14 protein-coding genes are annotated in these 14,037 nt (G+C 72.8%); 12 read left to right on the forward strand and 2 right to left on the reverse strand.

What is annotated here, in order from left to right; all coding sequences use genetic code 11:
• Nucleotides 1–8: 8 nt before the first annotated feature.
• Nucleotides 9–1,013, reverse strand: a complete 1,005-nt coding sequence (locus PUW82_RS03290) for a malate dehydrogenase (protein WP_274220910.1) — start codon at nucleotides 1,011–1,013, stop codon at nucleotides 9–11.
• A gap of 91 nt (nucleotides 1,014–1,104) precedes the next feature.
• Here PUW82_RS03290 and PUW82_RS03295 point away from each other — a divergent pair, with 91 nt between their 5' ends.
• From PUW82_RS03295 to pip, 8 genes are all read left to right on the forward strand, one after another.
• Complete coding sequence (locus PUW82_RS03295) at nucleotides 1,105–1,932, forward strand: MurR/RpiR family transcriptional regulator (protein WP_274220911.1); 828 nt, start codon at nucleotides 1,105–1,107, stop codon at nucleotides 1,930–1,932.
• Between the two features lie 119 nt (nucleotides 1,933–2,051).
• The gene (locus PUW82_RS03300; protein ID WP_274220912.1) at nucleotides 2,052–2,723 is read left to right on the forward strand and encodes a tyrosine-protein phosphatase; all 672 of its coding nucleotides are present in this window, start codon (nucleotides 2,052–2,054) and stop codon (nucleotides 2,721–2,723) included.
• Entirely contained in the window at nucleotides 2,720–3,508 is a 789-nt protein-coding gene (locus tag PUW82_RS03305) for a metallophosphoesterase family protein (RefSeq protein ID WP_274220913.1), read from the forward strand. Before PUW82_RS03300 ends, PUW82_RS03305 begins: the two co-directional genes overlap by 4 nt.
• A 17-nt stretch (nucleotides 3,509–3,525) precedes the next feature.
• Nucleotides 3,526–4,563 carry an ABC transporter substrate-binding protein gene (locus PUW82_RS03310; protein WP_274220914.1) on the forward strand — a complete coding sequence of 346 codons (1,038 nt, stop codon included), beginning with the start codon at nucleotides 3,526–3,528 and terminating at the stop codon, nucleotides 4,561–4,563.
• On the forward strand, nucleotides 4,560–6,227 hold the full coding sequence (locus tag PUW82_RS03315) for an ABC transporter permease (RefSeq protein WP_274220915.1): 1,668 nt from the start codon (nucleotides 4,560–4,562) through the stop codon (nucleotides 6,225–6,227). Before PUW82_RS03310 ends, PUW82_RS03315 begins: the two co-directional genes overlap by 4 nt.
• Before the next feature lie 14 nt (nucleotides 6,228–6,241).
• Nucleotides 6,242–7,324, forward strand: a complete 1,083-nt coding sequence (locus PUW82_RS03320; protein ID WP_274220916.1) for an ABC transporter ATP-binding protein — start codon at nucleotides 6,242–6,244, stop codon at nucleotides 7,322–7,324.
• On the forward strand, nucleotides 7,321–7,857 hold the full coding sequence (locus tag PUW82_RS03325) for a histidine phosphatase family protein (RefSeq protein ID WP_274220917.1): 537 nt from the start codon (nucleotides 7,321–7,323) through the stop codon (nucleotides 7,855–7,857). Before PUW82_RS03320 ends, PUW82_RS03325 begins: the two co-directional genes overlap by 4 nt.
• Before the next feature lie 112 nt (nucleotides 7,858–7,969).
• Nucleotides 7,970–8,956, forward strand: a complete 987-nt coding sequence (pip, locus tag PUW82_RS03330) for a prolyl aminopeptidase (protein WP_274220918.1) — start codon at nucleotides 7,970–7,972, stop codon at nucleotides 8,954–8,956.
• 61 nt (nucleotides 8,957–9,017) lie between these two features.
• Here pip and PUW82_RS03335 read toward each other — a convergent pair whose 3' ends face one another.
• Complete coding sequence (locus tag PUW82_RS03335; protein ID WP_274220919.1) at nucleotides 9,018–10,007, reverse strand: LacI family DNA-binding transcriptional regulator; 990 nt, start codon at nucleotides 10,005–10,007, stop codon at nucleotides 9,018–9,020.
• 213 nt (nucleotides 10,008–10,220) lie between these two features.
• On the opposite strand from PUW82_RS03335, the gene PUW82_RS03340 reads away from it, so the two are divergent.
• The 4 genes from PUW82_RS03340 (at nucleotide 10,221) to PUW82_RS03355 (ending at nucleotide 13,990) form a co-directional block, all read left to right on the forward strand.
• Complete coding sequence (locus PUW82_RS03340) at nucleotides 10,221–11,042, forward strand: ABC transporter permease (protein ID WP_274220920.1); 822 nt, start codon at nucleotides 10,221–10,223, stop codon at nucleotides 11,040–11,042.
• Nucleotides 11,039–11,836, forward strand: a complete 798-nt coding sequence (locus tag PUW82_RS03345) for an ABC transporter permease (RefSeq protein ID WP_274220921.1) — start codon at nucleotides 11,039–11,041, stop codon at nucleotides 11,834–11,836. The genes PUW82_RS03340 and PUW82_RS03345 overlap by 4 nt, the downstream gene beginning before the upstream one ends.
• Nucleotides 11,833–12,825, forward strand: a complete 993-nt coding sequence (locus PUW82_RS03350; protein WP_274220922.1) for an ABC transporter ATP-binding protein — start codon at nucleotides 11,833–11,835, stop codon at nucleotides 12,823–12,825. Before PUW82_RS03345 ends, PUW82_RS03350 begins: the two co-directional genes overlap by 4 nt.
• A gap of 88 nt (nucleotides 12,826–12,913) precedes the next feature.
• Nucleotides 12,914–13,990: an extracellular solute-binding protein gene (locus PUW82_RS03355; protein WP_274220923.1), complete on the forward strand. Its 1,077-nt coding sequence runs from the start codon at nucleotides 12,914–12,916 to the stop codon at nucleotides 13,988–13,990.
• The last annotated feature ends 47 nt before the right edge of the window (nucleotides 13,991–14,037 follow it).

A 14,037-nucleotide genomic window follows, 5' to 3' on the forward strand; every position in this document is an offset into this window, starting at 1 on the left:
GCGCGACCTCAGAGGATGCCGAGGGCCTGCACGGCCTCGCGCTCGTCGACGAGCTCGGCGACCGAGGCATCCAGGCGCGACCGGCCCCGGTCGTCGAGGTCGAGCCCGGGGACGACCCGGTACCCCGACCCGTTGCTCGTGACGGGGAACGAGCACACCAGCCCCGCGGGCACGCCGTACTCGCCGCGCGAGACCACGGCCGCCGAGGTCCGGCGTCCGCCCGTGCCCAGAACCTCATCGCGGACGTGTCGGAGCGCGGCGTTGGCAGCCGAGGCGGCCGATGACGCACCGCGCACCGCGATGATCTCGGCGCCACGCTTGGCCACGCGCGGCACGAACTCGTCGTCGAGCCACCGCTGTGCGGCATCCGTCCCGCCGAGACGTTCGGCGAGTACCTCGAATGCGGGCCGGCCCCCGACGCTCGCCGAGGCGACGTCGGGGAACTGCGTCGCGGAGTGGTTGCCCCAGATCACGACGCCCTCGATGTCGGTCACCGGCACCTCGAGCCGGGCGGCGAGCTGGGCGACGGCGCGCTCGTGGTCGAGCCGGGTCATCGCGCTGAAGCGGTCGGCCGGCACGCCCTCGGCGGCCGAGGCGGCGATGAGCGCGTTCGTGTTGGCGGGGTTGCCCACCACGAGAACCCGGACATCGGATGCCGCGGCGGCGGCGATCGCGGCGCCCTGTGGGCCGAAGATGCCCGCGTTGGCGGCGAGCAGGTCGCCCCGCTCCATGCCCGCGGTCCGCGGCCGCGCGCCCACGAGCATCGCGATCTCGGCTCCCGCGAAGCCCGTGCGGGCGTCGTCGGTGACGTCGACCGAGCGCAGCAGCGGGAAGGCGCCGTCCTGCAGCTCGAGGGCCGTGCCCTCGGCGGCGCGTACGCCGGCCGGGATCTCGAGCAGGCGCAGACGGATGGGACGGTCGGGGCCGAGCATCTCGCCGGCGGCGATGCGGAACAGCAGCGCGTAGCCGATCTGGCCGGCGGCGCCCGTGACGGTGACGGTGGTGGCGTCCATGTGCCGAGCCTATTCCCGTCGTTCATCCGGGAGTTTCCGCGAAGACGTTACATTCGGTCGGAACTCGACTCCCTCGACCGCAAGGACGGCCATGACGATCTCCCGCCCCGAACTCAGCGTGCTGGCGCGCATCCGCTCGTCCGCGTCGCTGCTCGGTCCGAGCGAGGCGAAGGTCGCCGCGCTCATCGTCGAACGCGCCGACGAGGTCGTCGAATGGTCGACGGCGGAGCTGGCGCAGGCCGCGGGCACGTCGACGGCGACCGTCATCCGCGCCTGCCAGAGTCTGGGCTTCCGCGGCTTCCAGCATCTGCGTCTCGAGCTCGCGCGGTCGGCGCCGATGAAGGCCCGTGACGGCGACGACGTCGCCTCGGGTGCCTTCGACGACGCCGTCGAAGCGGTGCGGCTCGCGCAAGAGAGCGTCAGCCCGGCGAGCGTCGGCGCGACGGTCGAGCTGCTGCGCGAGGCGCGGCGGGTCGTGCTCGTGAGCAACGGATTCTCGGGACCGCCCCTGCAGGACTTCGCGATGCGCCTGAGCACCCTCGGTCGGGCGGTCGAGGCCCCGATCGACCCGCTGGCGCAGCAGTTCGCCGTCGCCTCGCTGGGCGAACACGACCTGTGCTTCGCCCTCAGCTATTCGGGGGCCAACGTGCAGACCCTCCGCGCCGCCGCGGCCGCCCGCGACCGGGGCGCATCGGTGGCAGCGGTCACGAGCTTCGCCCGGTCGCCGCTCGGGCGGCTGGCGAACGTGGTCGTCGCGACGGGGCCGGCCGCGGCCGCGCATGACGTCGATCCCTTCCTCGCGCGCATCGGGCACACGGTCGTCCTCCACGCGCTGCATTCCGCTCTCGCCGACGGCATCACGCCGACGGATGCCGCCGGCATGCGCCACGTCGTGGCGGACGCCATCGCCGAGGAGTAGCCCCGACCGTTCACTTCGCCGTCAGCGGCGCGTCACCGGCGTGCCAGCATCCCGTGACGTCGAACGGCTGTAATCGCGTTCCGTGAGTGATGTAACGAACGTAACGAACGCCGGGTCCGATGCTCGCGATTGACATCGACGGGCTGTTCAACGTCCGCGCGACGCGGGCCCGCGCACCGTGGCTCGTCCGCTCCGGAGCGCCGGAGGCACTGACCGACGCGGGGGCAGCCGCCTTGGCCGAGCTGGGCGTCTCGGTCATCCTCGACCTGCGCGAACCCTCGGAGCACGGGCCCGTGCGCCACGGCATCCCGGTCCGTTCGGTGCCGCTCTACGGCACGGAGCCGCCGGCCACGGGCGGGCTCGAGGCGATCTACGAGCACCTGCTGCGCGAGCGCGGCCACGCGCTGGCCCGAGCCGTCGGCGTCGTGGCCGAGGCCGACGGTGCGGCGCTGGTGCACTGCACCGCGGGCAAGGACCGCACGGGACTGGTCGTCGCGCTCGCGCGGCGCGCTGCCGGCGCGACGGCGGACGAGATCGTCGCCGACTACGTCCTGTCGGCACCGCACGTGCGTCCCATCCGCGCGGCGCACGCCGAGCTCATCGCCCAGGGGCTGCCGGGGGCCGACCGCGCGGGCGTCCTGCGTCTGCACCTCGAGAGCCCGCCCGAGGCGATCGCCCACGCTCTGGCGGTCATCGACGAGCTCGGCGGCGCCGAGCGATACCTCCGCGACCACGGGCTGCGCGACGAGCAGATGACGGCCCTGCGGCGCAAGAACGGCGGTGCGGCATGAGCCGCGCGACCGGGCGACTCACCGTCCTGCACCTGAGCGACGTGCACGCCACCGTCGACGGCCGCCTCTACGACGCGGTCGACGGCATCGAGCGCCTGTGCATGGTCGGCGCCTACGTCCGCGACGCGGGCATCACGCCCGAGGCCATCGTGGTGACCGGTGACCTCGTCCAGCGCGGTCACGCTGCGGCCTACCCCGCCCTGCGCGACGCGCTCGCGCAGCTGGCCGAGGTCACGGGCGTTCCCGTGCTGACGGCGCTCGGCAACCACGACGAGCCCGCCGCCGCGCACATCCTGCGGGGCCACGGGCAATCGCATCACCGGGTCGAGCTCGTCGACGAGCTGCGCTTCGTGCTGCTCGACAGCTCGACCGGCGAGCTGGGCGACGCGCAGCGCGCCTGGCTCGGCGAGGTCCTGCGCACCCCGCACGGCGCCGGCACCGTCATCGCGATGCACCACGCCCCGCTCGGCTCGCCGCTGCCGACGCTCGCCCGCGCGGGATTGCGCGACGCCGACGCCTTCCTCGACGCGATCGCCGGCTCGGACGTGCGTGCCGTGCTGGCGGGGCACTTCCACCATCCGCTGTCGGCCACGCTGCGCGGCATCCCGATCTCGGTCGGCCCCTCGCTCGCCTACCACCAGGTCATGGACGCCGGACCCGACCGGGTCAGCGGACACGACCTCGCGATGTTCTCGCTCGTGCACCTGCTGCCCGACGGCGTCACCGTCACGAACGTCGGCCTCGACTCTCCCGCCCCGATCTTCTCCTCCCTCCTCACCCGATGACACCCGATAGGACCCCCATGTCACGCATGCGCTCCACCGTTCCCCTCGCTCTCCTCGGCGTCGCCGCGATCGCCCTCGCGGGCTGCTCGTCGAGCACGGCCCCGGCCGCCACGGCCGAGCCCGCCGCCGGTGCGCTCGAGCCCGCCACGATCACGCTCTACACGTCCGAGCCGCAGGAGAAGGCCGACGAGCTCGTCGCCGCCTTCGGCGAGGTCCACCCCGAGATCACCGTCGAGGTGTTCCGCGCCGGCACCGGCGACCTGACCACGCGCGTCGCGACCGAGCGCGAGTCCGGCGGCATCCAGGCCGACGTGTTCCTCGCCGCGGACGCCGGCACGTTCGAGGGCTATGCGGCCGAGGGCCTGCTGCTCGAGTACACCCCGGCCGACGTCGAGGCGCTGAACCCCGACGTCGTCGACGCCGAGGGCTTCTACACGGGCACCCGCATCATCCCGACCATCATCGCCTACAACACCGGCATCATCACCGAGGCGCCCGAGTCGTGGCAGGCGCTGACCGACGCCGCCTACGCCGACCAGATCGTCATGCCCAACCCCGATGTGTCGGGAGCGGCCGCGTACAACGCGGCGGTGTGGCTCGACGACGAGCAGCTGGGCGAGGAGTGGATGACGGCGCTCGCCGAGAACAACCCCGTGATCGCCGACAGCAACGGCCCGGTGTCGCAGGCGGTCGCGACGGGCGCGCAGCCGGTGGGCATCGTCGTCGACTACCTCGTGCGCGAACTCGCTGAGCAGGGCTCGCCCATCGCGGTGTCGTACCCGAGCGAGGGCGTGCCGTACGTGTCGCAGCCCGTCGGCATCTTCGCCGACACCGAGCAGGCCGAGGCCGCGCAGGCGTTCGTCGACTTCCTCGTCAGCGAAGAGGGTCAGAAGCTGGCCGTCGAGCAGTCCTACCTGCCGGTGCGGTCGGACGTCGGCACGCCCGAGGGCGCCCCGGCGATGGACGAGATCACGATCCTCTCGCCCGACCTCGAGACGATCCGCAGCACTCAGGATGCCGCCGTCGAGACGTTCCGGTCGCTGTTCCTTCGATGACCTCGACTTCTCTCCTCCCCGCGGGCTCGGTCACCCGAGCCCGCGGGGCGGTCCGCCGGCGCGCCGACGGCGTCGACGCGCTGGTCGTCGCGCTGTGGGCCGCCTGCGGCGGGCTCATCCTGCTGCCGATCGGAGCGCTGCTCGTGCTGGCGAGCCGCGGCGACCAGCTGGGGGTGCTGCTGCAGGCGGACGTGCTGCAGGCGGGGGCGAACAGCCTGTTCTCGGCCACGGTGTCGGCGGTCGCGGCCGTCGTCATCGGCACGACCTTCGCGGTGCTGCTCGATCGCACCGACTTCCCCGGCCGCACGGCGCTGCGACTGCTCGCCCTGAGCCCGCTGCTCATGCCGCCCTTCGTCGGCGCCATCGCCTGGCTCGGGATCGCGGGCCCGACCAGTCCGCTGAACCTGTGGTGGCGGAGCGCGTTCGGCAGCCCCTTGTGGTCGATCTACGGCGCCGACGGGGTCATCCTGCTGCTGACCGTCCACAGCTATCCCATCGCGATGCTCATCGTCTCGGCCGCGCTGCGCCGGATCCCCACCGACCTCGAGCAGGCCGCCCGCATCAGCGGTGCGGGACCGGCCCGTGCGCTGACCTCTGTCACGGTGCCGCTGCTGCGGCCGGCGCTCGTGTCGTCGTTCGTGCTCATCGCGGTCGGCAACCTCGCCGACTTCGGCATCCCGTCGATCATCGGCCTGCCCGAGCGGTTCGTCACCCTCGCCACCCTCGTCTACCGCTATCTGCAGTCGGGCACCGTCGATGATCCGCTCGCGGTGGTCGCGACGATCGGCGTCGTCCTGCTGGCGCTCGCCCTGCTGGCCCTCGTCGCCGACGCGCTCCTGGCGCGGCGCGGGTGGGAGCTCGACTCGTCGAACGCGGTGTCCGAGCGCACGCCGCTCGGACGCGCCCGCGTCGGTGCGGGCGTCGTGACGTGGGCGGTCGTGCTCGTCATCACGGTGCTGCCCCTGCTCGCGCTGCTCACGCAGACGCTGCTGCGGGCACCGGGGGTGCCGCTGACGTGGGAGAACCTCACCCTCGACCACCTCGTCCGCGCCCTGACGACGCCGAGTGCGCTCGCCGGTGCCGCGAACTCGATCATGCTCGCCTCACTCGCGGCGGTGATCTGCGGCGTGCTGGGCCTCGGCATCGGTGTGGTCGTCGCCCGCGCGGGCGGCCGCGTGTCGCGGGCGCTCGGCGCCGTCGCGATGGTGCCGCAGGCCATCCCCGGGATCGTGATCGCCGTCGCGTGGCTCATCCTGGCTCCCGCGCTCGGCCTGTTCAACACCCCGTGGCTGATCCTCGTCGCCTACGTCACCTCGTTCACCGCCCTCGTCGTGCAGGCGGTCGCCGCGCCCCTGTCGGCGACGCCCACGAGCGCCGAGGAGGCGGCGCGGGTCGCCGGTGCCGGACGCCTGCGCGCGCTCGTCGACATCTCCGCCCGCATGGCGACGCCCGCCGCGGTCGCCGGAGCCGTCATCGTCGCCGTGACGGCCGTGCGCGAGCTGACGCTGTCGGTGCTGCTGCTGTCGCCGGGGTCGCAGACGCTCGGCGTCGCCATCTTCAACTTCCAGCAGGCCGGCGCGTTCAGCACGGCATCCGCGTGGTCGCTCATCGTCGCCCTCGTCGGTCTCGCCGTCATCGGCATCGCGACCCGGCGCCCCGTCTAAGCAGAAAGGCCGTCATGGCATCCGTCACCCTCGAGAGCGTCTCGCTGCGCTACCGCAACGGCACGCTCGGCCTCGCCGACATCGACCTCGACATCGCGGACGGTGAGTTCATCGCGCTCGTCGGCCCCTCGGGCTCGGGCAAGACCACCCTGCTGCGCAGCGTCGCGGGGTTCCTCACGCCCACCGCCGGCCGCATCCTCATCGGCGACCGTCAGCTCGCGGGCGGGTCGGTCTCGGTGCCGCCGGAGCGGCGCGAGCTCGGGATGGTCTTCCAGCAGCACGCGGTCTGGCCCCACTGGAACGTCGCGCGCAACGTCGAGTACCCGTTGCGACGGGCGCGGGTGTCGCGCCTCGAACGGCAGCGGCGCGTCGCCGAGGCGCTCGAACTGGTCGGGCTCGCGGGGTACGAGCGGCGTGACCCCGCGACCCTCTCGGGCGGACAGCGGCAGCGGGTCGCACTGGCTCGCGCGCTCGTCGGGCGCCCCCGGGTGCTGCTGCTCGACGAGGCGCTGTCGGCGCTCGACGAGCCGCTGCGCGACCGTCTGCGGCTCGAGCTGCACACCCTTACGCGCGAGCTCGGGCTCACCGTCATCCACGTGACGCACGACCGGTCCGAGGCGCTCGCGCTCGCCGACCGCGTCGCGGTCCTCGACGCCGGCCGCATCCGGCAGATCGCGGCGCCGCAGACGCTGCTCGAGCGACCCGGCAGCCCGTTCGTCGCGCGGTTCCTCTCCGACGCGACGCTCGTCGACGGGCACGTCGCGGCGGGACGCTTCCGTGCGACCGACCACCCGCTCGCCCTGCCGTGCGACCTGTCGCTGCCGGACGGCAGCGCCGCGACAGCAGCCATCCTGCCCGCCGCGGTGCGGATCGTGCCCGGGGATGACGCGACCGTCCGCTCGACGCTGTTCACCCCCGAGGGGAGCGACGTGGTCGTGGCCTGGCACGGCATGACGCTGCGCGTGCGCACCCACGGGATGCGGCCGCAGGTCGGCGATCGCGTCGCGGTCGAGGTCGCGCACGCCGTGTTCTACCCGCACGATGCCGCCGTCGCCACCGCAGCCCCTACCGCGCCGCCCGTCGCGACGCCGGCATGACCCTCGCCCTCGTGCGGCACGGCCGCACCCCGTGGAACCTCGAGCGGCGGATGCAGGGGCGCTCCGACATCGCCCTCGACGACGTCGGACGCAGCCAAGCGGATGCCGCCGGGCGCGTGCTCGCCGCCGCCGTCTGGACCCGCATCGTCTCCTCGCCGCTGCGCCGAGCCGTCGACACGGCCGACATCATCGGCGCGCACCTGCCCGACGCTCGCCGCGACATCGAGCCCGACCTGGTCGAGCGGCATTACGGGGCCGCGGAGGGCCTCGCCGTGGCGGAGGTGCGCCACCGCTGGCCCGACGAGGACTATCCGGCGGCGGAATCGGTCGCGCAGACGCAGGAGCGCGGCATCCGGGCCGTGCGCGCCGTGCACGACGCGGGCGGAAGCGCGATCGTCGTCGCCCACGGGACGCTCCTCCGGCTGACGATCGAGGGGCTGACGGGTCAGCGGTGCCCACGCATCCTCAACGGCGAGGTCGTCCTGCTCGAGCACGAGGGCGACCGATTCCGCGCCCGCCGGCTCGTCGAATGAACCGGCGGGCAGCGGCGCCGGATCGTGCACCCCGCGTGCAGCGTGCCAGCCGTGGCAGTACCGTGAAACGCATGACCGACCCCGATCGCGCCTCTGTTCGCGGAGCCGCACGGTGAGCGTGCCGGCCGCGCTGGCCGACATCCTGTATCCCGAGATCGAGCCGTACGAGACGGGCTTCCTGCTGGCCGGCGACGGGCAGCGGGTGTTCTGGGAGCAGTCCGGCAACCCCGACGGCAAGCCGGTCGTGTTCCTGCACGGCGGTCCCGGCGGCGGCACGGCGCCATGGCATCGGCGCTTCTTCGACCCCGAGGCGTACCGCATCATCCTGTTCGACCAGCGCGGATGCGGACGCTCGACCCCGCACGCGAGCGATCCCGCGGCCGAGCTGCGCTTCAACACGACGTGGCACCTCGTCGCCGACCTCGAGCTGCTGCGCCGCAACTTCGGCATCGCTCGCTGGCAGGTCTTCGGCGGATCGTGGGGCTCGACCCTCGCGCTGGCCTACGCCCAGTCGCATCCCGAGGTCGTGTCCGAGCTCGTGCTGCGCGGCATCTTCACGCTGCGCCGGCACGAGTTGGAGTGGTTCTACGAGGGCGGGGCGGCGGCGCTGTTCCCCGACCTGTGGGAGGACTACCTTGCGCCGGTGCCCGTCATCGAGCGCAGTCGCATGATCGAGGCGTATCACCGGCTGCTCACCGATCCCGACCCCGCCGTGCACGTCCCGGCGGCGCAGGCGTGGACGCGCTGGGAGGCGTCGACCGTGACGCTGCGACCCGACCCCGAGCTCGTCGACGCCATGACCGCATCGGAGTCGGCCACTGCCTTCGCCCGCATCGAGAACCACTACTTCCTCCACGGCGGGTGGCTGCGCGAGGGGCAGTTGATCGCGGATGCCGCGGCCGGCGCGCTCCGCGGCATCCCCGGGGTCATCGTGCAGGGGCGCTACGACGCGTGCACGCCGCCGATGACGGCGTGGGATCTGCACCGGGCCTGGCCCGACGCGGAGTTCGTGATGGTCGACGACGCGGGTCACTCCGCCGCCGAGCCCGGCATCGCCGCCGCCCTCGTCGCCGCGACGGATCGCTTCGCGGCATCCTGAGCTGTCCGGCCGCCCCGCCGAGCACGCACGGTCGCCGCGAGCGCGCACGCTCAGCGGTGGGTCATCGCCGAGCGGGTGCGTGCTCGGCGCGGGCCGCGGCGGCGGGCCAGTGCACCGACACCGCGAGGCGGCGCTGCGCGATGGTGTCGAGGGGTGCGTCGAGCAGGGGGATGAGCGCGGCCATGGCCTCGCGGCCGAGCTCGTCGCCGTCGACATCGATCGCCGGGACGTCGTCGGCGCCGATCGCCTGGGCGACGAGGCGCTCCGCACTGACGAGGATGTCGCCGGGCGAGGCGACGCCGCGCGACCGCAGCGCGAACACGAGGCCCAGGCCGATCGACGTCGCGTAGGGCACGACCGCCGTCGCACCGCTGTCGATGACGGCATCGGCGGTCGCGACACCCGCGGCGAACGTCGAGGGGAGGGGGCCGAGGGTCGTCAGCGTCACGCGGTCGCCCACCGCCGCCGCGATGGCCGCGGTGCGCTGCCGGTCCTGCCAGGATCCCTCCGGTCCGCCCAGGTAGGCGATGCCGCGGTGGCCGGCGTCGGCGAGACGGCCGGCGAGATCGGCGAAGGCGGTCGCGGTGTCGGCGACGATCGAGGGCATCCCGTCGATCTCGCGGTCGACGAGCACGGTCGGGCCGAAGGCGCCGACGGCCCGCACGATGTCGTCGGGCCCACGCGGCGCCACGAGCACGCAGCCGTCGACCTGCCGCACGAGACGCTCGAGCTCGATCAGCCCGTCGGCATCGTCGAGACGGTGGACGGCGACCGTCAGCTGCAGGTCTGACTCCCGCGCCCGCGCCTGCGCGCCGGCGATGATCGGGGTGAAGAAGGCGTTGTCGAGCGTCGGCACCACGAGCGCGACGATGCCGCTGCGGCCCCGGGCGAGGTGGCTGGCGGCCCGGTTGGGGATGAAGCCGAGCTGCTCGGCGGCCGCGCGCACGCGCGCGACGGTGTCGGGTGCGACGAGGTCGGGCCGGCTGAGAGCCCGTGAGGCGGTGGACTTCGACACACCCGCGTGGGCGGCGACATCGGCCAGGGTCGTCACCGCACTCCCTCCGGGCGTCCGCGAGCCGCGCGATCGCGGTCGGTCGGCTCATCCTACTGATCCGAAGCAACCGGTTGCGCCCGGCAGACGACGTCGTTTTACACGTTGTTTACACGATTGGTCGACGGTGCCGTCCCGCGGGTCCTACGGTAGGAGCAACCGGTTGCACAACCGGTTGCGCCCCCGCACCTCCCGCTTGAACGGAGTTCGCTCGTGGTCTCACGCCGCACCGGATTGCTCGCCCTGCCCGGGCTGGCGCTCCTGCTGGCGGGGTTCCTGATCCCCTCGATCGCGATGCTCTTCGCGCCTCCCGGGGTCGCTCCGCTCGACATCCTCGACCGGCTCGGACGTATGCTGACCGACCCGTTCGATCTCGCGATCATCGGCCGCACCGTCGGTCTCGGGCTGATCGTGACCGTCGTCTGCATCGTCCTCGGCTTTCCGATCGCCTACCTGCTGGCACGCTCGACCTCGCGGTGGGCCGGCGTCCTGCTGGCGCTCGCGATCTTCCCGCTGCTGCTGAGCAACGTCGTCCGCACGTTCGGGTGGCTCGTGCTGCTGGGCTCCAACGGCGCGATCGGACAGCTGCTGACCGGGCTCGGGCTCGTCGACCGCGCGCCGCAGCTGCTGTACACGGAGCTCGCGATCGTGCTCGGTCTCACGCAGCTGTTCCTGCCGCTGGCGATCATCTCGTGCTACTCCGCCGTCGCCCAGGTCGATCCCGGGCTGGATGACGCCGCGCGCGGCCTCGGCGCGAGCCGCACCCGCACGTTCTGGGGGATCGTCGTGCCGCTGTCGGCGCCCGGCATGGTCGTCGCTGCGACGCTCGTCTTCGCCGGCAGCGTCACCGCCTACACGACGCCGTACCTGCTCGGCGGGTCGAGCCAGCGGATGCTGTCGACCCAGCTGTACTCGTACTCGAGCGTCACGATCGACTGGGCTGCCGCGAGTGCGACCGCGATCATCATGACGGTGCTCGTGTTCGCCGTGTCGGGTCTGTCGGCCGTCGTCGGACGACGGGGGGCCACCTCGTGAAGACGAGTCGCCCGGTCGCGGCATCCCTCGCCGTCGCCGGCTACGTCATCATGATCGTCCCGATCCTGTTCGTCGTCGCGACGGCGTTCACGGGTGGTCGCACGCTGCGCTTCCCGCCCGAGGGCTTCTCGCTGCGGTGGTTCGAGGCGGCGCTGAACTACGACCCGTTCATCAGCGCGCTGCTGTCGAGCCTGCAGCTCGCGCTGATCGCGACCGTGCTCGCGCTGCTGATCGGTGTGCCCGTGACGCTCGCGATCCACCGCGGCAAGCTGCCCGGCAAGGGACTGGTCGAAGGACTGTTCCTCTCGCCGCTCATCGTGCCCGAGCTCGTCGTCGGCCTCGCGCTGTATCAGCAGCTCATGATCGGCCTGCGCCTCGACAACTTCCCGGTGCTGCTCATCGGCCACACCGTGCTGATGCTGCCGTACGCCGTGCGCGTCACCGGGGCCTCGCTCGCGCTGGCCGACCCGGGCATCGAAGAGGCGGCGCGCGGACTCGGCGCCTCGCCGCTGCGGGCCTTCTTCACCGTGACGCTGCCGCTGCTGCGACCGGGCATCTTCTCGGCCGGTCTGCTGAGCTTCGTCACGTCGTTCAACAACGTGCCGTTGTCGCTGCTGCTGCAGAGCCGCGACTTCCGCACCCTCCCCGTCACGATGCTCGACTACGTCCAGCAGAGCTACGACCCCATGGTCGCCGCCACCAGCACCATCATCCTGGCGGGCACCGTCGTCATCGCCGTCATCGCCGAGCGCACCGTCGGCTTCGCCCGCATCTTCGGAGGAATCAACCGATGACCACCGCAGCAGAGTTCGTCGGGGTGACCCAGCGCTTCGGCGACTTCACCGCCGTCGACGACATCGACCTGGCCATCCCGTCGGGGCAGCTGACAACCCTGCTCGGGCCCAGCGGCTGCGGCAAGACGACGTCGCTGCGCATGCTCGCCGGCTACACGCAGCCGACGTCGGGGCGCATCATGATCGCCGGCACCGACGCCACGCGCACGCCGCCCGAGCGGCGGGGCCTGGGCATGGTGTTCCAGTCCTACGCGCTGTTCCCGCACATGACCGTCGCCGAGAACGTCGGCTACGGCCTGAAGCTGCGCAAGGTCGCCGCGCCCGAGCGTCGCCGTCGCGTCGACGAGGCGCTCGACCTCGTCGGCCTCGGTCACCTCGCGGCGAGCCGGCCCAAGAAGCTCTCGGGCGGCCAGCAGCAGCGCGTGGCCCTCGCGCGTGCCATCGCGATCCGCCCGACGCTGCTGCTGCTCGACGAGCCGCTGTCGAACCTCGACGCGCGCCTGCGCGTGCAGATGCGCGCCGAGATCCGCCGCATCCAGTCCGAGACCGGCCTGACGGTCGTGCTCGTCACGCACGACCAGGACGAAGCGCTCGAGATGTCCGACAACATGGTGCTCATGCGCGACGGTCGCATCATGCAGGAGGGCGCGCCCTCCGCGGTGTTCACGGCCCCCGCCAACCGCTTCGTCGCGGAGTTCCTCGGCTACGAGAACTTCGTCACCGCGCCCGACGGCGCGCTGACGACCGTCCGGCCCGAGCACCTCGTCATCGGCGCCGCACCCGGCGCCGCGGGCCTGACCCTCGACGGCGTCGTGACGGATGTCGCCTACCGCGGCGTCGACCGGCACGTCACCGTCGAGACCACGGATGCCGCCGGCGAGACCGTCCGCCTGATCGCCGATGTCCGCGACGAGGCCGTGCTCGCCCGGCCCGGCGACCGCGTCACGGTCTCGGCCCCGCAGGCACGTCTCATCCGCCTCGCCGCCTGACCCGCACCCCCGCACCCACCCGCAGCACCAGCACCGCCCGCACGACCCGTACCCGCCGCGGCCTCGCCGCAGCCCGAGAGGACCCCGCATGATCCGCACCCGCACCAGCCGCCTGCTCGCGGCATCGTCCGCCCTCGCCGCCACGGCGCTCGTCGTCACCGGCTGCTCGGGCGCCGCCGACGACGAGTCCGGCTCGGCCGACTCCATCGTCGTGAGCGCCTTCCCCTTCGGCGTCGAGGAGTTCCAGGAGGCGATCGTCGATCCCTTCACCGAGAAGACCGGCATCCGCGTCGAGATCGAGACGGGCTCCAACGCCGACCGCCTGTCGCAGCTGCAGCTCGCCGGCGGCGACGCGGGCATCGACGTCATGCTGATCTCCGACACCTTCGCGGCATCCGGCCAGGAGCAGGACCTCTTCCAGGACTTCGACGAGTCCGACGTCCCGAACCTCGCGTCCATCGCCGAGTTCGCGGTCGAGGAGGGTTACAACGGCCCGGCCTACAGCTACCAGCTCAACGGCACGCTCTACAGCACCGACGACCTCACCGCCGAGCAGGCCGCCGACTGGTCGCTGTACGCCGACCCCGCCTACAGCGGGCACCTCGCGTTCCCCGACATCGCGGTCACCGCGGGCCAGCTCGCCGTCTCGGGCGTGGCCGCGACCTTCGGCGACGGACCCTACGACATCGACACCGCTTACCAGACCATCGGCGAGTGGGCGCCCGGCATCCTGCAGTTCTACACCTCGTCGACCGAGGTCACGAACCTGCTGACGCAGGGCGAGATCGTCGCCGCCGACGCCCTCAGCGGCTTCGCGACGAACCTCGTCGCCTCGGGTGAGCCGGTCGCCTGGACCGCCCCGGTCGAGGGCCGGTACATGGCCACCAACCGCGCCATGATCCCCAGCGGCGCCGAGAACGTCGAGGGCGCCTACGCGTTCATCGACTACCTGCTCTCGGTCGAGGCGCAGACCGCCTCCGCCGAGATCGTCGGCGACCTGCCCGTCGCGCTCGACGCGACCGTTCCCGCCGAGATCACCGAGGTCGTCGGCGACATCGCGGCCGACCCCATCGCGGCCGGTTACGAGACGCTCGACCCCGCCGAGATCGTCCCGAACCGCGCCCAGTGGGTGGAGCGCTTCGCGCGCGAGGTCTCCTCGCGCTGACCCAGACCGCCCGGCCGTCGAACCCCCCTTCGGCGGCCGGGCCTTTC

The sequence above is a fragment of the Microbacterium thalli genome, from assembly GCF_028737325.1.
GTDB lineage: Bacteria > Actinomycetota > Actinomycetes > Actinomycetales > Microbacteriaceae > Microbacterium > Microbacterium thalli.

Coding starts and splice junctions, on each gene's coding strand:
- PUW82_RS03290 (WP_274220910.1), bottom strand. CDS start 1,013: ATGGACGCCACCACCGTCACCGTCACGGGCGCCGCCGGCCAGATCGGC.
- PUW82_RS03295 (WP_274220911.1), top strand. CDS start 1,105: ATGACGATCTCCCGCCCCGAACTCAGCGTGCTGGCGCGCATCCGCTCG.
- PUW82_RS03300 (WP_274220912.1), top strand. CDS start 2,052: ATGCTCGCGATTGACATCGACGGGCTGTTCAACGTCCGCGCGACGCGG.
- PUW82_RS03305 (WP_274220913.1), top strand. CDS start 2,720: ATGAGCCGCGCGACCGGGCGACTCACCGTCCTGCACCTGAGCGACGTG.
- PUW82_RS03310 (WP_274220914.1), top strand. CDS start 3,526: ATGTCACGCATGCGCTCCACCGTTCCCCTCGCTCTCCTCGGCGTCGCC.
- PUW82_RS03315 (WP_274220915.1), top strand. CDS start 4,560: ATGACCTCGACTTCTCTCCTCCCCGCGGGCTCGGTCACCCGAGCCCGC.
- PUW82_RS03320 (WP_274220916.1), top strand. CDS start 6,242: ATGGCATCCGTCACCCTCGAGAGCGTCTCGCTGCGCTACCGCAACGGC.
- PUW82_RS03325 (WP_274220917.1), top strand. CDS start 7,321: ATGACCCTCGCCCTCGTGCGGCACGGCCGCACCCCGTGGAACCTCGAG.
- PUW82_RS03350 (WP_274220922.1), top strand. CDS start 11,833: ATGACCACCGCAGCAGAGTTCGTCGGGGTGACCCAGCGCTTCGGCGAC.
- PUW82_RS03355 (WP_274220923.1), top strand. CDS start 12,914: ATGATCCGCACCCGCACCAGCCGCCTGCTCGCGGCATCGTCCGCCCTC.